This is a genomic window from Leptospira yanagawae serovar Saopaulo str. Sao Paulo = ATCC 700523 (genome assembly GCF_000332475.2).
Taxonomy (GTDB): domain Bacteria; phylum Spirochaetota; class Leptospiria; order Leptospirales; family Leptospiraceae; genus Leptospira_A; species Leptospira_A yanagawae.
In genome coordinates this window covers 119534-140573 of record NZ_AOGX02000013.1, presented here as the reverse complement: position 1 = coordinate 140573, position 21040 = coordinate 119534, and the positions used below count along the sequence as shown (strand labels likewise).

The window sequence follows — 21040 nt, the reverse complement described above, 5'->3', positions numbered from 1 at the left end:
AAATTTTGGAATGGGATCAATTTGTATTTTACCAAGGCCATAAACTTTGGAAAAAGTTAAAAACTAAGTTAACTCCACCGAGTCCATACGGTCTTTATCGTATGGAAACAGAGGAAACAATCCTCATCAAATATTTACAAACACTTCGCAAAGAAACAACTTCCCTTGTTTATAGTAATGGTGAGATCACACTTGGACAAAATTTTCTAAAATTTCCTGAAGAAATTCGATGGTATCGCAATGTGCAGACTACCAAAAAACAAGTTCGTATTCTACTTGCTTATTTATCCTATCTTTATGAAAACGAAATCCTTACACATACTGCAATAAAATCAGAATTAGTTCGTATACCAACTGATAAAACAAATGGAACATTTTACAAAAAGTTTCGAAGGTTTCTGAAACAATATCCTGGTGTTGTTACTGATTGGAAAGATATTCGAAAGGAACGACTGGTTATTCGGAAAGAAAATCCAACACAATATTTACATATTCTTTCAAGTTTTTACTTTGCTAGTTCTTCTCTTTCCAATTTAAAGATGAATTTTCCTGTTGGAAAAGATTTTATTTCCAATAAACAAAAACAAAAAATTGAATCCAAAGAGTCCAAACAAAAATTAGATCCAAGTGATGCAGAACTTTTAGAGGTGGATGAGAAAAAAATCGAAGAATATACCTTAGGCCATAATTTTGAAAAAATTGAAACTGTGGAAGAGTTTGATGGGCAATGGAGAGATATTGATGGAGAGGAGGATATGGAAGAAGAGGAAGCATTAGAAGAGCTAAATCTGAAACACATCATCCGAACAGAAGATCCAGTCCATACAACAAGGACTAGTGAGTCAGGGGCAGGAACCCAACTTGAAATTTTAGACGATACAATCATAGAAAAACCGTTTTTATACCCAGAGTGGGATTATAAACAAAAACAATACAAACCTAATTATTGTTCTGTCATTGAAGAGTTTCCCAAATCTATTGATTTTTCGTATACTTCTAAAGTTTTAGAAAAACAAAGTCGAACTCTACTTTTGTTAAAGAAAAAAATGACTGCCTTACTCAACCAAACACGAATTAAAAAACGTTTGGTCGCAGGCGCTGATATTGATTTAGATGCTCTTGTTGACCGTTATGCAGATTTAAAAGCCAAAAAAAGTCCTTCTGAAGCAATTTATATGAATCCCATACGGGATGTTTCGGATATAGCCTTATACTTTTTAATGGATTTAAGTTTGTCTACCGACTCATGGATACATGACAAACGTATATTGGATGTGGAAAGGGAAAGTTTATTATTATTCTCTGAATGTTTGGATGAATTAAAAATTCCATTTGGGATTGCCGGTTTTTATTCAAGGACGAGAAACCATAATCAATTCATCCATATAAAACAAATGAATGAATCGTGGAAGGTTGTAAGGGATCGTTTAGGGCCTCTATCACCAATTGGTTATACAAGAGTTGGTCCATCTCTTCGTCATACGAATTCTTTTTTTAAAGATTCAGGTTACAAACAAAAGTGGATTATTTTAATTACGGATGCAAGGCCCAATGACTATGACCAATATGAAGGTAAGTATGGGATTGAAGACGTAAACAAAGCAGTTGGTGAATGTTTGTTAAATGGTGTGCAGGTGTATACATTAGCAATTGGGACAGAAGAAAAACCTACCATCCCTGCCATGATGAGAAATGCAAGTTACCAAATGTTATTCCATCCAGAAAGACTCCTTGATTCCTTACAGGAATTTTTTAGAAGGGCAATTAAACTTTAATCTTTCAATCACTTACGATGGTTTTCCATCCGGTCGTTTTGAAAATAGGATCCTTGTATACTGAATCACAAAGAGGAAAAAACAAATCATCCATCCAATTCCTGATAAATAATATGCATATTTGTAATGATTGAAGACAGGTAAAAATACTCGAATGAAAACTGAAAGATTGAGTAAAACATAAGCGATCACAGTAAGAGGAGAAGCCACTATTGACCTTCCAGTATGTCCTAAACTCACTCTTGTAATCATTCCATAAATGAATACGCCAAGACCTCCTACCGTCAGACTATGAATGGCAGAAGACACAGGGAATAAATTTAATTCAGAAAAACTATATAACAAAAATCCAAAACATACCCAAAAGTATCCAAGATATAAAATCCAAAGGATTGGTTTTTGGTATGATTTCCATGGTTTCCAAGAAAGATAACGAATGGTATTGGTAATAAATAATAAAAATATACAAATGAATGAAAGCATAATGAATAATTGGAATTCTCGATTTGAGAAAAAAAGAACAAAATTCAAATTTGAATTTCTCAAATGAGTTTGTATCAGTTTGGTGATATAAAAAAGAAAAGGTAAATATAGGAGAATTGTTTCGAGTTTCGGCATCCGTTTGAATGAATAACCTTGTATCACAACTCCAGAAAAGAAAGGGACAACACGACCTCCTATAATCAGGATAAGGAATAACACAACGAAAATACTAAGATGAATATAAATCAAAGTTTGTTCAGGATTCAGAATAGAATACGCAGATATTGCACTCAAAATATGAAAGACTGTGAAGATAACATAATGGTATAAAATAGGTCGATTGTGTTTTTGGGAAGGTACGATCAGTTTTGGAACAAGTAAATAAATGACAAAAATATCTGAGCATATATCAAATCCAAAGGATATATAACCCAATATTTCAAATGAATAAAATGAAAACCTTCCTAACAACCAAAACAAAACTAGATAAAAAAGGTTTTCACCTTTTAATATCGTAGTATTTGTCCAGTTTTGAACTGCCGTGAATAAGAATCCTAATACAATCGCTTTGGTAAATCCAAAAACCATTTCATATGAATGCCAATGGATGGCATTGACTTGGATTGGGTTTATGATGCCATTCGAAAGTATGAATAACCAAATCCCTATAATTAAGATGCCATAAACTGACCCAAACCAAAAGAAGGGACGGAACGCTGTATTCCAAAAGCTAAGTTGAAAAAAGGAATGATTCATAGTTTGATACTAATGAAAATTAGTATCTTTTCCTTGATACAAATCAAGTACTAAGCCAAAATTTTTAAGAGACCTTCTTTGTCTAAGATCGTGATTTCACCTTTTTGGGTGTCTACCAATCCTTGGTCCTTTAGCTGTTTTAATATCCTTGAAAAGGTTTCCGGTCGAAGGTACAATAGTGATGCCATTTGTGTCTGTTTTAATGCGAGAGAATCCGGAGTACCATAAAACAAAAAATGCGCCACTCGTTGCATGGCGTCCATTGTGAGCCCTCGATTGATGGCCAAATTTAATGTATCGATTTTATTCATCAAAGAATGCATTAGTATATGGTTAAGTTCAATATTTGAATGTAAACGATTTTGAACTTCTGAAAGTGGCATTCTTAGAATCGTACTTTTTTTTGTAAATCTCGCTGATGCAGGGTATGGGATTCCTTGGATGACAGCCCACTCTGCTACAATACAAACAGGACGAAAAAAAGTTAAAGTCACTTCATTCATATTTCCATCATATTTAAATACTTGAAGGTCACCATTTACTAGTAAGTCCATGTGAGTCACTTCATCACCTGAATGAAATAAAAATTCATCTTTATCGTAGGTTAGCTCTTTGCAACCTGCAAAGGCCTTTTGTAAAGCCTCGGGACTGGGTTTTGTGATGTATTTGATAATCATTGAAACAGCTGTAAGGTTTACTTTTTCTTTTTAAAATTTGGAATTTTAATTTCAGTTTCTTTTAGGAATTTCCAAATTCGTTTTAGCGTCACACGCCAATCTTCTTTTTCTTTTTTTGGTACATTTTGGTTTGTAAGTCCATGTCCATTTGATTCATTTATGGGTTGAAGTTCGGAAACTGGAACAATAGCTGCGATACCTAAATCGATTTTCAAATACTTTTTCTTTATGATTTTAAAATCAATTTTTGCCCCTAATAGTCGTACAATTTCTAGGATGATTGCCCATTTTACTTTAATAGGCGTAAGTTGGTTGTAATTTTCAGTTAGTTCGTTAAATAATTTTTGTGTTACTTTTGAATTGTTATGGAATAATAAAAATCTGAAGTGGACATTCCCTTTTAAATCTTGCGTAATGATCAAATCATTATGATTGAATTCTTTGAATGGAGGAAAATCCACAAGTCTCACAACTACTGAATTGATAAGGTCTAAGCTATTATGGATTTCAGTTTCTGGATGTACTTTGATGGAATAGGTGATATCATCTTCAGGGATTACATCGTTGATGAATGTTATAAAATTGACCTGATCTTTGAAAGGAACTTCTTTTAAAACTTCTAATCTTGATAACTCAATGATATCATCCATTACATTATCAATGGAAGATTGTACATCGATTACTTCTTTTACTAAATTTTTATCTTTTGCCTTCTGAGAGGACTCTCTGTAAGCCGAAAGTTTTTCTTTCATTGATTTTAGAGGACCCGAAATCATCGCGTCCATATAAAAGAAAATCTTTTCTCTGAGAGAGTCTGCTTCCTTTAACCTTTCATAACGATTCTGAAGTTTTCGTTTCATCATCAAAAATTGAAAACGTAAGGCAAGTGTCATTAGTATTAAATAAACTAAAAAACTTGTCTCAAGCGACGAAGGTGAATTGAGGTAACCACGTTCAATTAGAATTTCTTTGAGAATCGAATATAGTAAATAGACTAGTGCAAGTAGATGGATAGTGGATCCACGTTTTTGTTCGCGAAACTTAATCAGAGTTACATAAATTGCATAACCAATCACACCAATTAAATGAATGTCCCAATAACCAATAAAGTTATACCAGAAAACAGGATTTTGAATGATGAGAAACGTTATGATAAAGAAAAATTGAAAGAATAAGTAAAATTTTTGGTATTTAAATGGTTTGAGTTCAAAAAAATCTTGGACGAATTTAATGAATCCATAAGGAAGTATTAGTAAAAATGAATATTCTAGGAATTTTAAAATTGCAAAATGATTAAAAATCAAAAATCTTACTTCGTTTTTACATAACTCATATCCAGAAAAAATAAGAGCCAATATACTGAAACTTAGGTATTCTTTGTTCTCTCTTAGATTAAAGAAGTTGATGAAGAAAAATAAAGCGATGAATAAATAAAAGCCTACAAAAATTAACTCTACAAGAGAGTCATATAAATTTCCATTGATGGCTTCTTCGTAAGTCACAATTCGAATCGGGCCTGTGATGATACCAGCAGATGTGGATAATGATGAGTCTATTTTGATGATTAAAACATTTTCCCCTTCGAGTAATAAATCATGTGGGATAGGGTAAATCCTTGGCCTTCCAAAAGCAAATTCTTCTGGTTCTTTTCCAAATGCAGAATTATTTTTTCCAATCAACACACCATTGATAAATACTTCATCTGATTGGTATACTTTCCCTAGTTGAAGTGCTAATGATTTTTGGTGTTGTTCTGTTGTGATTTCAAAACTTTTGCGAACCCATATGGATCCTTTATATGATTTATTTAAGTTACGAAAGTTATTTGGTACTGGAATGATATCCAAATTGTTTGGATTGAATTCTGGATTCAATAAATCAGCATTATCGTTAAAGTAAATTCCCCAATCCTCACCATCTAATCGAAGTACAACGGTATTTTCATCTGCTTTACGAGAACAATGTAATGAGATGAAAAAAAGTGAGAATATGAAAAGACGAAAAATTTGTGAGGATTTCATTTGATTTGTTTTTCCGGGATGCGAATTGTAAATTTTGCTCCCATTCCTTCACTTGATTTTAAACTAACCGTTCCAGATAAAAAGTTTGTAGAAGCTTCCACCAAGGTTAAACCAATTCCTGCACCAGGGATTTCATTTTTTTTGTCTCGGTAACCACGGACAAATTTTTGAAATATAGTCTCCATTTCCAGTTGGCTAAGACCCATCCCTTCATCCATAACAACTAAGTAGTGGTATCCATCACGATTCATAAACTCGATATGAATATCTGTTTTGGGATCCGTGTATTGATATGCATTTTCTACTAAATTCCTTAAAATACAAAAAAACAATTCTTTTGGGAAATGAATTTCTAAATCATTTGGCCTAACGTCAATATAGGTATTTTTTCGATGTTGACCTAAATGATTTTCAACACTTGCTACACAGTTTTTGATGAATTCAGACACAGAAAAAGTTTCATAAAAAGGAACGTATGATCTTTCTTCCAATCGCTTCAGTAAAATTGCTTCCTCAACCATATAACTCATATAAGAGATATGGTCTTCCGCTTGTTTGATCGGATCTCCACTTTGTTTCGTATTTGTTGCCTTGGCTTTTTTCTTTGCGGCTTTTTTGGGAGATGGTTTTGTAATTTCTTTAGTTACAGACTTACCTTGATTTGTTACGATATTATCAATTGCGGATTTGATTTTTTCCATACCCGACTTGAATTCGGAAGATAAGTTGATCAAAAATCCAGTTTTTACCCGTTCCATTTGGATGAGTTCTTTTTCTTGTTCGATATAATTTTCAAGTCCTAAAACGATATCGTTTGATAACTGGATAGAAATCATAACAAGGAAAATCAAAAATCCCAAATACAATGTACCCGGCATTGAAATGATAATTTCTAACGCAGACAAACTATCAATTAGGATAGTTGGTAATAAACAAGCGATTCCAATTAAGATAAATTTTACTTTCTTAATATTGGTTTTGCCGTTTTTAACAAACAGATAAATTACAAGACCCATTGCAATCGGAAGGGCATAATTAAAAAGAGCAATCACAAGGATCCAAGTTTTGGGATTTCTAAAAAATAGAGTGATTACAAATAGTACGGATAAAAATATCTCGTAAACAAGCAAAACCATGTTTCGTTTTAACTTTAAGTATTGGTGCATAAAGTTGATGAAAAACACGGGTAAACAAATGAGGACTAATAGTTCGGAAACATATGACCAAGTGAAACTTTCAAATAAAATGTCTCTGTGTTGGGTTCGAATGAGTACATAAATTCCCATAAAAATGGAAAATAAGGCAAAGAAAAAATTTTCACCAGCTCTCCCTCGAACAATAGAACCTACTAAAAAGTATATCCCCATAAAAATAAAGACATATCCGCAAACCATCGCAAATAGTTCTTTTGAAAATACTGATTCACGTAACAAACGTTCCTTGGCAATTTTTGGTGCTTCTTTTAATCCATTTAAATTGGTGGCTGCAAAAATACGAATTGCCATTACATTTAAACCTGGTTTGAGAAGGTGTGTGGGTAATGAATAAATTCTAATTTTTTGAAAATCAACCTCTAACCTCGGTAAAACGGTTCCAGTTTTATCAATTAAGGTTCCATTCAAATAAAATTCATCAACGTCTCGAATGCGACCCAACTGAATTGCGATGGGTTCTACTGGTGTTGTGTAATTGTCAGGTAAATAAAAGGAACATCGATACCAATGGTATCCTGTTAAGTTTTCTGTTTTTGAGATTCCATAGTCAGGAACTGATCGTTTTACCCAAAAACTTTCTTCAACGGATTCATCTCTCCAGTCCAGGTTGTCTCCTTTTCGAAACATCCAATCCGTTTTTAATATGACTGGTTTTTCAAATGAGGAGATCATGGTTCCACAGGGTTCTGCCACCAAACTTACGAAAGTCGGTGACAAAAACATCGTGAACCCTATTATCAATTGGGAAATACGGGTTTTCGAAATCATATTGGTTCTACGTTTCGAATTGCCTCTTCAATTTCTTTGAGCTGAGTAGAAATTCTAGCGTCGATTGCTCCCACATCTGTTTCGATGATGACTCCACCACGATCCACACGAGAATCTTCGTAAATATTTACTTTTCTGAGAGATTCCATTAGTTTGATAAGTTCATCTTTGTGAGCTGTTGTAAGCTCCAAGTCAGCGAAGTTCACACGTATATCAATACGATCACGATCTTTAATTCGTTTCATCGCCTCACGAATGTTATTGAGAACGATCTCTTTACGTTCGATGATTTCGTCTTTAATTACTTTTCGTGCGATCACAAGAATCATTTCTACCATTTGTTTTTCGGAAGCAGCAATCATTTCTTCCCGGATATCAATTGCTTTTCCGATGATGGTTCCCAATCGGTCAATGAGTCGTCTCACTTCCCCTTGGCCTTTTTTGAATCCAACTTCACGACCTGCATCATACCCTTTTTGGTATGCCTCGTGTTCGATCTCAGCCTGTTTCATTTCGGCTTCTTTGATCATACGTTCAACTTCCATCTTCGCACGATCTAAGATTTGTTCCGCTTTGGCACGGCCTGAGTCTTCTTCTAGTTTGATTTTTTCTTTAGAATCTTGGACCATTTGGAAAGCTTTTGTCTTTCCTTCATCTTCAATGGCCTTGGCTTGTTTTTTGGCGTCTTCTAATAATTGACGGACTTGTTCTTCGGTTTCCTGACGATACCTTTGGAGTTCTGCTTCGATTTCTTCAATCGACGGACCTTGGTATTGTTCGATGATATTCCCTTCTTGGTCTATCTCGAAGTCTTCTTGTTCATCGGTTTTATGAAATTTTTTGTACTTATCAGGAAGTTGGATTTCAACTTCTTCTTGTAAGTCGGCAATTTGAATGGGTTTAAAAACTAGTTTTGCCATATCCTTACTTCAATCTCCAAAGTTTCACTTTGCCTTCATCCATTGCTTCTCGCAAACGATCTAAGATTCCCTTTTGGGCTTCTTCAATTTCTGCCAGTGAGACAGGACCTAAGGAATCCCATTCGATCTTAATTTCTTTCACAAGCCAAGATTCCAAATTGGAATACACTTGGTCACGGAATTCAGTTTCCACTCCTTTCAGTGCACAAGCAATGACAAGAGGATGGATCTCAGAAAAAAATCGAGTGAGACTTGTCCTTCCCAAATGAAGCAGGTCTTCCAAACGAAAGTAGTGTTCTACTATAGTTTCGGCATATTCTGGGCTTTTTTTCTGAATTCGTTCAATTAAATTTTGAGAAGGCAAAAAAGGAAGTCTGGTAAGGATTTCCCCTGCCGTTTTGGCTTTACGGCTCCGGATTTTGGAAACCGGCAATTTTTTCTCGATCAGCTCCATTTTGAAGCGAAGGAAACGTTCCAGTTGGTCCCTTTCTCTGTCAGAGTGGTAGTCAATCTCCGCCAGTGCCAAAATGATTCCTTCTCTGTGAGATTCCGGATATTCTGCAAGCACTTCCGAGGCAGATTCCGGGTCTGAGAAACTGAGCACCCTTGCGACTACCTCTGGGGATTCTTCTCGTGTGAGGTTACGAAGTAATTCTGTTGGGTACTTCGGTAAATCTTGCCATAATGGACCCGATCGTTTGTCCTCTTCCCGAAGGATTTCCTCAATCAGGGAATACAATTCATTGGTTTCAGGATGATTGTGGTGTGAGTTTTTTTCAGATCCCCCAGGAAATGAGGTTGTGGCACTCTTTTCATACGTATATCCATCCGCAGGTAGTTGTTCCTCGAAGGAAGGCTCTTTTTGCCCTGTTTTTTTATGAGGATAAGGGGCGTTTGTAGATCCTCCGAACGCAGTTTTTTGAGCAGTTCTACTTCCAAAACCATTCGGAAGTGGAGTGACGGGTTTCGCTTTTGGTAGGACCCCTTTCTTTTGGAGGAAATTTGTGAAGGATAGGAGGATGTCCTTTTCTTGGCCTTTCGTGGGGGAGGGATTGGTTTCCACTTTCAAAAGTAGGGTCTCAATCTCTGCATCCGTCAGATGGGCGAACACTTCATCCGGTAGGTATTGGCCTAAAATTTGGTATGCCAATGCGGCTTTGTTGGGTCCTGGAGAAGCTGCCATTTAGGAGACATAATAGCCTGACGAGTACTTCGTACAAACCAAAAAATATTATTTTTTTCATTTTGAAAACTTCCTTTCCAAATAAGGGAGAAAAATGTCTCTGAAGGATAGGGATGACCCTCTTCAATCGCATCACTCTTTGCCTCGTTTTCCTAACAATGGCATGCCAACTTGTGACTCCTAACAAGGAAGTTACATCCGGAACCTTGGACCTTCGTTCCTTCACTTGGAAAACAGGAAAGGCAATCAAACTCCATGGGGAATGGAAATTTTATCCTCATACTTTGGGGGATTTGCCACCTGATGTGAGTTATACTCTTTTACCTGTTCCTGCACTTTGGAATGAAGTCCCACTTCGTTCTGGAATTGAAAATGGGAAGTGATTTGGAACATATATTTTAGATTTATTCCTTCCGACTGACTCTCAAATTTATTCTTTGTATTTGCCTGAAGTGCGGACAAGTTTTCGTGTAACAGTTGGTAACCGAGTTGTTCTTTCGGGTTTCCCTGGCCAAAACAAACAAACTACATTTCCAAGTGCCCAAGGGCAAAGTTTTACCTTTATTGCCAAAGACCAAATCCAAATCAAAATTGAAGTGAGTAATTTCCATCACAAGGAAGGAGGATTGCCAAACGCGCCAATTTTTGGTACAGCGGAGGCCATTCAAAATTACATCCTTGCTGAGAGTACAATGGATATAACCCTAACGGGTGCATTGTTTATGTTTGGATTATATCACTTTATTTTGTTTTTTTATCGTAACAAACAAAGAGAGGCATTTTATTTCGGATTTTTTTGTTTAGTTTTTGCCTTACGATTGCCATTCGTTGGAAGTAAAACAATTTATGCAATTTTTCCCAACATTCCTTGGGAACTCGTGATTTATATTGAATATGCATCTGTTTTTGTTTTAGGAATTTTATTTTTATGGTTTGTGGATGGACTTTTCCCTCGTTTTATAGAAACCAAACTCATTCGTTACTTTAGTGCTTTTGTGCAATTCATTTTGGTGTATGGACTCATCATCAAACCAGAGTTTTATACTGAATTTGAAGTTGTATTTCAGGTGTTAGGAGTTGTGTTTGCCGTATTTTTAGGAATCCGATTGTACCAGATGGTAGTGAAAGGTTTACCTGATTCCCATATTTTCTTTTTGGGGTATTTGATTTTATTTTTTGGATTTGTTTACGATGTATTTTTGGCGTATACCGGAGAAGGGGAATCGTCTTTATCTCAAATTGCTGTTTTTTTGTTTTTTGGAGTGCAATCTACAATTGTAACACTTCGTACTACAAGAACCTTCCACAAAAAAGTCCTTTTGAAAGAAGAATTTGAAACCATCAACGAACAATTTATTTTAACCAATCGCTTTTACGCAAAATTTATCCCACGAGATTTTTTAACCCACTTAGGTAAAGAAAGCATCGAAGAAGTAACGTTAGGTGATAGTAGCGAGCGAGAGATGACGGTGTTGTTTGCCGACATTTGGGAATATTGGGATATCATTTATTCCATTCCTTTGGAAAACCGAATTTTGTTTACCAACTCGTATTTGGGACGGATTGGTCCTTGTGTTAGAAAAAACAATGGTTTTATTGATAAATACATCGGCAGTGCAGTGATGGCACTCTTTGATGGTGGGATACAAAATTCCATAAAAGCTGCAGAAGACATCCAATGGGAATTGGAATCGTATAATGAAAGGCGAAGGGGTTTTGGTTACCTTCCCTTACACGCTGGCATTGGAATCCATTCAGGAGATACAATGCTAGGAATTTTAGGGGAAGAGGAAAGATTAGAATCTACAGTCATTTCCGATACAGTGAATCTTGCAAGCCGCATCCAAGGATTAACCAAAAAATACAATGCAAAGATCCTTGTGAGTTTAACCTCACTCATGTTACATGAGGATTTGGACACAATTCCGTATCGTATTTTAGATTTCGTACGAGTGAAGGGCAAACAAGAAACGGTGATGATCGCAGAGGTTTTAATACCAGGTATAGATTCCATTTCCGATCAGAAAATTGCATTCAGAGAACAATTTGAGGCAGCCATTTTTGATTATGAACGGGCTGACTTTGTCTCTGCACTCAAAGGATTTCGAGAAGTGCATTCAAATAACCCAGATGATATCGCAGCACAAATTTATATCGAAAGGTGTGAATACTACCAATCTGCTGGAGTTGGAGAAGATTGGGATGGGGTCTCTGCATGGGAAAAATAAAACCAAGATCAAATCTCCTTCATTTTACCTCTTTTCTTCTTCCGATAGTTTGCTTATTTTCGTGTAACTTTGATCATGCGAAAGAAGCAAAAAATGGTTATTTGGAAATCCAAGAAGTATCAATAGAAAATCATAAAAAAGTTTCATTGAATGGAGATTGGGAATTCTATTGGAATGAACTATATGGTGACTCCTTATTCAAAAAAATTGAAGAAAAACAACGTTCCATGACCAAAGTTCCGTCTTCTTGGAACTCTACTCGGCCAGAAGGTTCAGGTGGAGATGGATATGCAAGTTATCGTTTAGTTGTAAAAGTTCCAGATCCAAATATTCGTTATTATTTACGAGTGCAACCTGCAACAAGTGCTTATGAGTTGTACATCAACAGACAGAAAATTGCTTATTCAGGGACTGTTGGTACAGATGAATTGTCTACAAAACCAAAATACCAAATCCAATATGTATCATTTCAACCAGAATCATATGAACAAGAAATCATTTATGTAGTGAGTAATTTTAACCATGCAAGGGGTGGTTTTCGTAAGCCTATTGAAATTGGGACAAAAGAAGTCATTCAAAATGAATCGTTAATGTATTCCGCAGGTGAAGTATTTGTTTTTGGTGCAATGCTTACAATGGCTTTGTACCAACTTACTGTTTTTTTCTTTCGCCGAGAAGAGAAAAGTTCCTTATTCTTTGCTTTATTTTGTTTATTCACGGGACTACGATTAGTTGTTTTGGATAATTTTTACATTGTGTATGCATTTCCTGATTTCTCTTGGAATTGGATGCAAGTATTGGATTATACATCCGCGCCACTTCTTGTTTGTTTTTTCTTAAGTTACCTACGTAGTTTGTTCCCAGGAAAATCAGAAGTTCCCAATTGGATGTTAAGGTCTTGTTGGAGTTTGAGCATTGTTTATGTTTTGTTTGTGATACTCACAGAACCAAAATTATTCACTACCACTAATATCATTTCTCAAGTGTTTATCTTATTTTTTAGTATTTGTTCGTTCTATGTCATCCTTAGAATTTATCGGCAAAGAAAACGAGATAGTAGTTTGGTGTTTTATGGTTCCTTGATACTCATGTTAGGATCAACTCATGATTTGATGGCTGGGAATTATTGGTTCCAAGCTCAACCACTGATGCCCTTTTCACTCTTTGTATTCTTTTTGTTCCAAAGTATTTTACTCGCAAGAAGAAATGCTCGTTTTTACTCATCTATGGATACTTTGACTACGGAACTGATCGAGGTAAACAATCGCCTTGAATCATCAAACAAAGTGTATTCAAAATTTGTTCCTTTACGACTCATCCAATTGTTTTCTAAAAAAGATGACTCTAAGGTAAAACGTGGTGATTTTATCGTAAAACAAATGTCTGTATTATCTTCTGATATACGTGATTTCACTGCAATCTCAGAAACTCTAAGTCCCGAAGAAACATTTTTATTTTTAAATGATTACTTAAGGCAAGTTGGACCCACCATTCGTTCGCATAATGGTTTTATCGAAAAGTATGTAGGAGATGCGATCTTTGCCCTTTTCGAAAAAGAACCTGAAGATGCATTGTCAGCTGCCATACAAATGCACAAAACAATCGCAAAGTGGAATAAAGAAAGTCACAACCATCGAGTGGGTGAAATTCAAATTGGTGTCGGAATCCATTTTGGGGAATTGATGTTAGGAATTGTGGGAGAAGAACAACGAATCGAATCAGCTGTTTTATCTGATTCCATGGGTGTTGCCAATTCTTTGGAATCAATGACCAAAAAATATGGTGCTAAAATTATTTTGAGTTTGGATGCACTATTGGAATTAAAAGAACCAGATTCTTATCCTCATCGATTATTGGATTTTATAAAAATACCAGCCAAACAAAAGTTAATTGGTATTGCGCAGGTACTTGTGGATGGAGTGGAGGAATCATTTGATTTAAAAGTCCAAACCAAAGAACAATTTGAGGAAAGTGTAAATTTGTTTTGGGACGGCGATTTTAAAGCCGCAGAATTAGGATTTTTGTCAGTTTTGAAACAAGACCCTTCTGACAAAGCAGCCCAACTGTATTTGGACAGATCCAAACAATATACCCACAGTGGCCCGCCTCCCGGCTTCGGAAAGGGATTTTTGGCATAAAAAAGACATAGAATCGCCCCGATTTCCGAAAAAGTTCTTGAACTCCCTCTCTAACTGAACGAGAGTCAGTAATACGGAGATTCCCATGACCCAAGCTACTCTTTCTGCGGCCAATGTTAGTAACACAGCCGTCATCCAAACCAAAAGTTTTACTCCCAAAGACATTGATCGAATTTTTAAGGCCCAAAAGAAAAAGTCCCTCGAACTTCGTTTGACGAATTACAAAACACGAATTCAGAAATTGAAAAAACTGAAAGATGTTGTTTTGAAATACCAAACAGAAATCCAAAAAGCTCTCCACGCTGATTTCAGAAAATCTGCAGGTGAAGTAGACATTACAGAAATTTTACCTACCATTGCTGAAATCAACGATGCCATCCGACACGTGAAACATTGGATGCGTCCTAAAAATGTTTTGACACCACCCACTCTCCTTGGTGCCACTAGCCGCATTGTTTATGAACCAAAAGGTGTTTGTTTGGTGATTGCTCCTTGGAATTATCCATTCCATTTAGCGATTGCTCCCCTTGCGGCTGCAATTGCAGCTGGGAATACAGTGATGTTAAAACCATCTGAGTTCACACCAAATACAGCGAATGTAATCAACCTTATGTTAGGTGAAATATTCTCAGAAGATGAAGTGGCTGTTTTTGAAGGGGATGTTACAGTCGCAACAGCATTACTGGATGTTCCTTTTGATCATATATTTTTCACAGGATCCACTCCCGTTGGTAAAATTGTGATGGCTGCCGCTGCTAAAAATTTAACTACCGTAACGCTAGAGTTAGGCGGTAAGTCCCCATCCATCATCGCTGAAGATGCCGATTTGAAAGTGGCTGCGGAAAGAATTATGTGGGGTAAGTTTTTAAATGCAGGCCAAACATGTGTGGCACCTGACTACTTACTCATCCCTGAATCAAAGGTGGAAGAATTTGTAAAACATGCAAAGGATACCACAGAAAGTTTTTTTAAATCAAAACCTGAAAATTTTACAGCGAGTACAGATTTTTGTAGGATTGTGAACGCTAAAAACTTTTCTAGAGTTTCATCTTACATTGATGATGCAGTGAAAAAAGGAGCAAAAATTGCATACGGTGGTGAACTCAGGAGTTCTGATAACTTTATCGCACCAACCATTTTAACCAATGTGTCATTGGATGCAAAAATCATGGAAGATGAAATTTTTGGACCCCTGTTGCCAATCGTAACCTACAAATCGTTAGATGAAGCAATTCATATCATTAACGAAAAACCAAAACCATTGGCATTGTATATCTTTACGAAAAAGAGAAGTACATCCAAATACGTTCTTCGTAGAACAAGTTCTGGTGGGGCAGTGATCAATGATGTGATCCTACACCTCGTAAATCCAAATCTGCCATTCGGTGGAGTGAACCATTCTGGTCATGGAAGTTACCATGGAGTATTTGGGTTTAAAACTTTTTCTCATGAAAGATCAGTTTTGCAAACACCAAAAGCATCCATCGCAAAATTGATGTATCCACCTTACTCTAGTTTTGTGAGATTGATTGTTAGACTGACAACTAAATTTTTTGTCTAAAACAATTTAAGCCTTCCAAAACCAATCACTCCCGGGAATCTCTCGGGGGTGACTTCCTGAAATTCACTACAATTCCAATCCAAACCAATCTTACCATTTCGGAATTTTGTTTGATTCTAATTCGATGATAAATATCAATTTTGGATTTTCCTCATTTGGTGTGACACCAACACAGAACCTAATTTTGTGGAATCATGTTAAAGGATTCTTCCGCACATTTAGATTCCCTTCGGATCACATGGTTAAGTGAACCATTTCACCTTGGAATTCCCATCATCGACTTGCAACATGTGTGGCTTGTTCACATAATTTTAGAACTGGAAGAAGAAATCGTCGAAGCAGAAAAAAATGATACGGATGTGGATGTCCATTCGTCTTTTCGAAAGGCTCTTGACTATGTTGCGGAACACTTTGCTCTCGAAGAGGATATATTAGAACATTTTAATTATCCGAATTTTAAAGAACATGTACATGGCCATAGAAAGTTCGTAGAAAAACTCACAGAAAAGTACTATGAAGCTAAAAATAGCCAAATGGCTGCTTTAGGGATATTACAAATCTTAAAAAAATGGTTATTCCAACATATCTTACATGATGATACGGATTATGCAGAATTTTTTAAAGCATCAAATGTAGATCTCAAATCATATTGTAACCTAATATTGAAATCAGGTAAATATCCTATATCAAAAGAACAACTTTTGATATATCAAAATATTGTCCAAATTGATACAACTACCATATCTCTTCACGAACAATCCATCGATACGATCCAAGAAATTCGGAACATTTGGAAAACTTATAATTTGTCGACTGGAATTCCCATCATCGATTTACAACATATTTGGTTACTAAAGATGATAGTGGAACTTGATCATTCACTGAAGTTAGGTGATGGATCGAGTGAAACATTTCATAAGGTGATTGCAGAGGCTATCGAATATACGAAAGACCATTTTGGTGTAGAAGATAAGATTATGAGATACTTTCGGTATACGGATGTTGTCCAACATATGAACCAACACAAACGGTTTATTGAATTTATTAAAATGAGAAATGATGAGTACAAATTAGGAAATCCAAGGGTGGGATTACATTTAGTGCAGGACCTCAGGAATTGGTTACTCTCACATATTGCCTTGGAAGATAAAAAAATTGGGTTAGCGTTTGAGTCGAGAGTTCGGGAACTTTCGGAGTTTACCAAAAAACTCCATCAAACTGGGGAAATTGGCATCTCTCGTGAACAAAAAAATCTCTACAAATTGGTTTTAAAATCGGTCCCAGACCCACTCGATTAAAATCAGACGGAATTTGAATTGCCAGGTTCATTTTCCGTGAAAATCCTGTTACCAAACCATGGAATACGAAGTCATCATCGGTCTGGAAGTCCACGTCCAACTCAATACCAATTCAAAAATATTTTCCACTGCCACAAACGAATTTGGTGGTAGCCCCAATACTCATATTTCGCCATTATGTGTTGCGCTTCCTGGCACCTTGCCTGTGTTAAATGAGGTGGTGCTTGAAAAAGCAGTGCGAGCAGGTGTGGCTCTCGGTTGCGAAATCACACAATTTACAAAATTTGATCGTAAAAATTATTTTTATCCTGACTTACCCAAAGGTTACCAAATTTCTCAATTTGATAAACCGTATGCTACAAAGGGTGGAATCCATATCCAATTGAAAGGTGAGAAAGAAGAAAAGTTCCTTCCTCTCACAAGGATCCATATGGAAGAGGATGCGGGTAAACTCATCCATTCACATGATCCTTCTATCAATCGATCCTATGTGGATTACAATAGAGCAGGAACTCCTCTCATCGAAATCGTATCGGAACCAGACCTACGTTCTTCTGATGAAGCCTATGCTTATCTCAATGAGTTAAAAACAATTCTACGTTACATCCAAGTTTCCGATTGTAATATGGAAGAAGGTTCGCTTCGATGTGATGCAAACGTATCCATTCGTCCCAAAGGGGAAAAAGGATTTCGTACACGCGTAGAGATCAAAAACTTAAATTCATTCAAAGCCGTAAAACAAGCGATCGATTATGAAGTCGAATGGCAAAAGGATGTTTATTCTCGGGGTGAGTCATTCAAACAGATGACGAAACTTTGGGATGCAACTCTTCTCAAAACATTACCGATGCGCTCTAAAGAAATGAGCCATGACTATCGATACTTTCCGGAACCAGATTTACCTACGATTCAAATTTCGGATTCATTCATCGAAGAAATTCGTAAAACACTTCCAGAACTCCCAAGGCAAAAAAAAGAACGATACAAAACAGAACTTGGACTTCCTGAGTATGATGCAGAAGTATTAACGAGTGAACGTGAAATTGCAGAATACTTTGAAGAAGCACTGACCATTTCAGGAGATGCGAAAAAAACATCTAACTGGGTAAAAGATGAAATTTTAGGAATTGTGAATAAAGAAAACATTTCCATCCAAGAATTTGCCATTGATCCTGTCCGGATTGGTAAACTTGTGAAACTCATCAACTCAGGTGAAATCACAGGAAAAATTGCCAAAACCATTTTTGAAGACATGTTAACGACAAAAGACCAACCAGAAACCATTGTTGAGAAAAAAGGTTTGAAAGTGGTACGTGATGACAAAGCTCTCGAAGAAATAGTGATCCGTGTGTTAGAGTCACAACCGGAATCTGTGGAAGGTTGGAAAAATGGAAAAGACCGAGTACTCGGTGCCATTGTCGGTGGTGTGATGAAGGAAACGAAAGGGAAAGCGGACCCAAAACTAGTCAACGAATTGATTCTTGCCAAGTTAGGTCCGTTAGGTGAAAAAAAGAAGGTGTAAATCCTTCTTATATTTCGATTTTATGAACCGAACCAAATTCCACTGGGGACTTAAATGCTTCCTCATATGGAATCCCCTTGGTTCGACAGAGTATGGCTCTAATGGGTCCAGAATGGCATACAACGATCATCACATTTAATTTTTGTTTGTTTGTCTCTTCCCAACCTAAACGTAAGTTTCCATTTACTTTCCAGTCTTCTAAAAACAAATCCACACGGTGGATGAGGTCAGTAAAGGCTTCTCCGTTTGGAGTTCTGGCATTTACAAAATCTTTCATCCATGGGATGGTTTCTTTTCGCGGGATATCTTCCCACAACTTTCCATCCCAATCTCCGAAGTCCATTTCTAACAATCGATCATCAGTTTTAATCAAAGATTCTGATATGTTTAGAAGGGGATTGTATTTTGTATAAAGCGCATTTGCTAGTTTCATCGCTCGTGGGGCTGGACTTGAAATAAAATGATCAAAGTTAGGTGGCAAATAAGAGAAAGTAGTTTCTGCCGTGTCTTCTACAGGATATTTCAATGGAAAATCAGTTCGCCCGTAACAAGTACCTTTGGGAGCGATGGTTTCTGGATGTCGAATTAAATAGAGGTCCACAAAAACACTCCTGAAATCCAAATACAGGTTTCGACTATTTGTTGTACTGCTCCCAAACAATCTCCAGTAAATCCTTGGATCCAGCGTTTCATCAAAGAAAACATATAAAAATAACTTGGGATGATACAAAGTAAACTGAATAAAAAATATGGATGGAGATACACTAAAGTCAAAAATGGAATCACACCTGAGAGACTCGCAAAAAGAATCTGTGGCCAGGTGATTTCCTTTGCCATTGGTTTTGCATACCCGTCTTCTTTGGCATAAGGCAATAATTTCATCATAAACACAGATAAAAATCGACTGAAACTATGAGCAGTTACAAAATACAACCAAAAACTAAGAATTTGAAATTGTGTTTTTGAATTCACCATAAAGGTAAATCCATTTTTTTCATACAACTGAAACGATTCTGAAACTCCCAATACTTTTAATAAAATAAGGAGTGAAATTCCAACTGCACCAAAACTTCCTACACGACTGTCTTTCATAATCCTTAGGATGTCTTCGCGATTCCATCCACCACCAATTCCATCACAAAAATCAGAGAAACCATCTTCATGGAAAGCACCAGTTAGGATGAGTAAAAATCCAACGGAAATGGTAAATGCGATTGTAGGTCCAAATAAAAATTGGAAAATCACCAAAACAAAAAACTGTAAACTACCAAGTAAAATACCAACAGTTGGCGAATATTTAATCGAATGGTGTAACCACTCTTCTTTGAATCCAACCCAACTCGGAGTAGGAATTCTTGTGAGAAAAGACATACATACAAAGAACAAACGAATTTCTAATAAGATGTATTTCATAAAAAGTTATGACTTTGCATCAGAATCGCTGACACCTGCGTCAGCAAAGGATGCCATCTCATTTAAAAATTTAACACTTAACTCAATAAGAGGGTAAGCAGCTAAAGCACCACTCCCTTCACCCAATCGTAAATTCAACTTCAATAAAGGTTTGATTTGGTAATGTTCCAAGACAACGATATGTCCTTCTTCGTCGGATACATGGGAAAAGATGGCATAATCTTTTACATTTGGACTGAGATGATAGGCAAGTAAATAAGCTGCTGTTGTAATGAACCCATCCACAATAAAGAGATTTTGTTTTGATGCGGCGCCAAGCATTGCTCCTGCCATCATACCGATTTCAAATCCACCAAATTCCAAAAGGATTTCTATTGGATCATTTAGTTTTCCAGTTCGTGAGTAAGCATTTTCTAGAATTTGTAATTTGATGTTTTTCCCTTCTGGATTTAGGCCGGTTCCTTTTCCAACCAATTTAGAAAGTGAAATGCCTGTTAGGTGAGACAAAACTAAGGAAGCGGAAGATGTATTACCAATTCCCATCTCTCCAAATAAAAATACATTGGTATTTTGGTATTTTGATTCAGAAATTAAATCGACGCCAGTTTGCAATGATAAAAAAGCTTCTTCTTTTGTCATTGCAGGAGACTTTAAAAAATTTGAAGTGCCCCTTCTTATTTTTTTTTGGATTAGTTGTTTTGTGTTTTCATCCCAGTCATGATCCACTCCAGAATCAACAACTTCTACACCGATCCCACTATGTTTGGCAAATACATTGGCACAAGCACCACCATTTAAAAAATTAAACACCATTTGCCAAGTGACATCTTTTGGATATAGTGAAACAGGTTCTTCTGTGATACCATGATCACCTGCAAACAAAATGAGTTTCGGATTTTGTAATGTTGGTGAAGTAGTATTTTGGATTTCTGAAATTTGTAAGGCAACCGATTCAAGTGCACCTAGGGAACCGAGTGGTTTCGTTTTGGTATCAATTTTTTGTTGGATTTGGTCTCGCCAAACTTTAGTTACTGGGGGAATTTTGGGTAGGGAAAATACGGACATAGGCAAAACCAGTTTGTC

16 protein-coding genes are annotated in these 21040 nt (G+C 36.3%); 7 read left to right on the top strand and 9 right to left on the bottom strand.

Annotation, left to right across the window (positions count from 1 at the left end):
• Nucleotides 1–5 precede the first annotated feature (5 nt).
• The gene (locus tag LEP1GSC202_RS03080) at nt 6–1775 is read left to right on the top strand and encodes a nitric oxide reductase activation protein NorD (RefSeq protein ID WP_015676281.1); all 1770 of its coding nucleotides are present in this window, start codon (nt 6–8) and stop codon (nt 1773–1775) included.
• A gap of 12 nt (nt 1776–1787) precedes the next feature.
• Here the strand turns inward: LEP1GSC202_RS03080 and LEP1GSC202_RS03075 are convergent, their stop codons facing one another.
• The 6 genes from LEP1GSC202_RS03075 to LEP1GSC202_RS03050 are packed head-to-tail and all read right to left on the bottom strand — an operon-like array spanning nt 1788 to nt 9797.
• On the bottom strand, nt 1788–3014 hold the full coding sequence (locus tag LEP1GSC202_RS03075) for an NnrS family protein (RefSeq protein WP_015676273.1): 1227 nt from the start codon (nt 3012–3014) through the stop codon (nt 1788–1790).
• A gap of 50 nt (nt 3015–3064) precedes the next feature.
• Nucleotides 3065–3691, bottom strand: a complete 627-nt coding sequence (locus LEP1GSC202_RS03070; RefSeq protein WP_015676193.1) for a Crp/Fnr family transcriptional regulator — start codon at nt 3689–3691, stop codon at nt 3065–3067.
• Nucleotides 3692–3708: 17 nt separating this feature from the next.
• A complete protein-coding gene (locus tag LEP1GSC202_RS03065) occupies nt 3709–5712 on the bottom strand; it encodes a 7TM diverse intracellular signaling domain-containing protein (protein ID WP_015676187.1) in 2004 nt (667 codons plus the stop codon).
• A complete protein-coding gene (locus tag LEP1GSC202_RS03060; protein WP_039928041.1) occupies nt 5709–7694 on the bottom strand; it encodes a sensor histidine kinase in 1986 nt (661 codons plus the stop codon). The genes LEP1GSC202_RS03065 and LEP1GSC202_RS03060 overlap by 4 nt, the downstream gene beginning before the upstream one ends.
• The gene (fliH, locus tag LEP1GSC202_RS03055) at nt 7691–8614 is read right to left on the bottom strand and encodes a flagellar assembly protein FliH (protein ID WP_015676119.1); all 924 of its coding nucleotides are present in this window, start codon (nt 8612–8614) and stop codon (nt 7691–7693) included. The genes LEP1GSC202_RS03060 and fliH overlap by 4 nt, the downstream gene beginning before the upstream one ends.
• A gap of 4 nt (nt 8615–8618) precedes the next feature.
• On the bottom strand, nt 8619–9797 hold the full coding sequence (locus LEP1GSC202_RS03050; protein ID WP_015676247.1) for a FliG C-terminal domain-containing protein: 1179 nt from the start codon (nt 9795–9797) through the stop codon (nt 8619–8621).
• A 113-nt stretch (nt 9798–9910) separates the two neighbouring features.
• Between LEP1GSC202_RS03050 and LEP1GSC202_RS20155 the strand changes: the two genes are divergently transcribed.
• The 6 genes from LEP1GSC202_RS20155 (at nt 9911) to gatB (ending at nt 18544) form a co-directional block, all read left to right on the top strand.
• Nucleotides 9911–10180, top strand: coding sequence for a hypothetical protein (locus LEP1GSC202_RS20155; protein WP_015676140.1), 270 nt, complete (start codon nt 9911–9913; stop codon nt 10178–10180).
• Between the two features lie 69 nt (nt 10181–10249).
• Nucleotides 10250–12025 (top strand): adenylate/guanylate cyclase domain-containing protein, encoded by a 1776-nt coding sequence (locus LEP1GSC202_RS03045; RefSeq protein ID WP_244147629.1) that lies wholly within the window; start codon nt 10250–10252, stop codon nt 12023–12025.
• On the top strand, nt 12013–14163 hold the full coding sequence (locus LEP1GSC202_RS03040; protein ID WP_015676143.1) for an adenylate/guanylate cyclase domain-containing protein: 2151 nt from the start codon (nt 12013–12015) through the stop codon (nt 14161–14163). Before LEP1GSC202_RS03045 ends, LEP1GSC202_RS03040 begins: the two co-directional genes overlap by 13 nt.
• An 85-nt stretch (nt 14164–14248) precedes the next feature.
• A complete protein-coding gene (locus LEP1GSC202_RS03035; protein WP_015676317.1) occupies nt 14249–15724 on the top strand; it encodes an aldehyde dehydrogenase family protein in 1476 nt (491 codons plus the stop codon).
• A 194-nt stretch (nt 15725–15918) separates the two neighbouring features.
• A complete protein-coding gene (locus LEP1GSC202_RS03030; protein WP_015676214.1) occupies nt 15919–17022 on the top strand; it encodes a bacteriohemerythrin in 1104 nt (367 codons plus the stop codon).
• Nucleotides 17023–17080: 58 nt separating this feature from the next.
• On the top strand, nt 17081–18544 hold the full coding sequence (gatB, locus tag LEP1GSC202_RS03025; protein WP_015676260.1) for an Asp-tRNA(Asn)/Glu-tRNA(Gln) amidotransferase subunit GatB: 1464 nt from the start codon (nt 17081–17083) through the stop codon (nt 18542–18544).
• A gap of 7 nt (nt 18545–18551) precedes the next feature.
• Here gatB and LEP1GSC202_RS03020 read toward each other — a convergent pair whose 3' ends face one another.
• From LEP1GSC202_RS03020 to cobT, 3 genes are read right to left on the bottom strand one after another with little or no spacing between them, the layout of a single operon-like run.
• Entirely contained in the window at nt 18552–19145 is a 594-nt protein-coding gene (locus LEP1GSC202_RS03020; RefSeq protein WP_015676201.1) for a histidine phosphatase family protein, read from the bottom strand.
• The gene (locus LEP1GSC202_RS03015) at nt 19130–19957 is read right to left on the bottom strand and encodes an adenosylcobinamide-GDP ribazoletransferase (protein ID WP_015676149.1); all 828 of its coding nucleotides are present in this window, start codon (nt 19955–19957) and stop codon (nt 19130–19132) included. Before LEP1GSC202_RS03015 ends, LEP1GSC202_RS03020 begins: the two co-directional genes overlap by 16 nt.
• 6 nt (nt 19958–19963) lie before the next feature.
• The gene (cobT, locus tag LEP1GSC202_RS03010; protein WP_039928037.1) at nt 19964–21022 is read right to left on the bottom strand and encodes a nicotinate-nucleotide--dimethylbenzimidazole phosphoribosyltransferase; all 1059 of its coding nucleotides are present in this window, start codon (nt 21020–21022) and stop codon (nt 19964–19966) included.
• Nucleotides 21023–21040: the final 18 nt, after the last annotated feature.

Bases quoted from the DNA above. Each gene is read 5' to 3' on its own strand.
- LEP1GSC202_RS03030 (WP_015676214.1), top strand. From the start codon at position 15,919: ATGTTAAAGGATTCTTCCGCACATTTAGATTCCCTTCGGATCACATGG.
- LEP1GSC202_RS03015 (WP_015676149.1), bottom strand. From the start codon at position 19,957: ATGAAATACATCTTATTAGAAATTCGTTTGTTCTTTGTATGTATGTCT.
- cobT (WP_039928037.1), bottom strand. From the start codon at position 21,022: ATGTCCGTATTTTCCCTACCCAAAATTCCCCCAGTAACTAAAGTTTGG.
- LEP1GSC202_RS03060 (WP_039928041.1), bottom strand. From the start codon at position 7,694: ATGATTTCGAAAACCCGTATTTCCCAATTGATAATAGGGTTCACGATG.
- LEP1GSC202_RS03070 (WP_015676193.1), bottom strand. From the start codon at position 3,691: ATGATTATCAAATACATCACAAAACCCAGTCCCGAGGCTTTACAAAAG.
- LEP1GSC202_RS03040 (WP_015676143.1), top strand. From the start codon at position 12,013: ATGGGAAAAATAAAACCAAGATCAAATCTCCTTCATTTTACCTCTTTT.
- LEP1GSC202_RS03065 (WP_015676187.1), bottom strand. From the start codon at position 5,712: ATGAAATCCTCACAAATTTTTCGTCTTTTCATATTCTCACTTTTTTTC.
- gatB (WP_015676260.1), top strand. From the start codon at position 17,081: ATGGAATACGAAGTCATCATCGGTCTGGAAGTCCACGTCCAACTCAAT.
- LEP1GSC202_RS20155 (WP_015676140.1), top strand. From the start codon at position 9,911: ATGACCCTCTTCAATCGCATCACTCTTTGCCTCGTTTTCCTAACAATG.
- fliH (WP_015676119.1), bottom strand. From the start codon at position 8,614: ATGGCAAAACTAGTTTTTAAACCCATTCAAATTGCCGACTTACAAGAA.
- LEP1GSC202_RS03035 (WP_015676317.1), top strand. From the start codon at position 14,249: ATGACCCAAGCTACTCTTTCTGCGGCCAATGTTAGTAACACAGCCGTC.
- LEP1GSC202_RS03075 (WP_015676273.1), bottom strand. From the start codon at position 3,014: ATGAATCATTCCTTTTTTCAACTTAGCTTTTGGAATACAGCGTTCCGT.
- LEP1GSC202_RS03050 (WP_015676247.1), bottom strand. From the start codon at position 9,797: ATGGCAGCTTCTCCAGGACCCAACAAAGCCGCATTGGCATACCAAATT.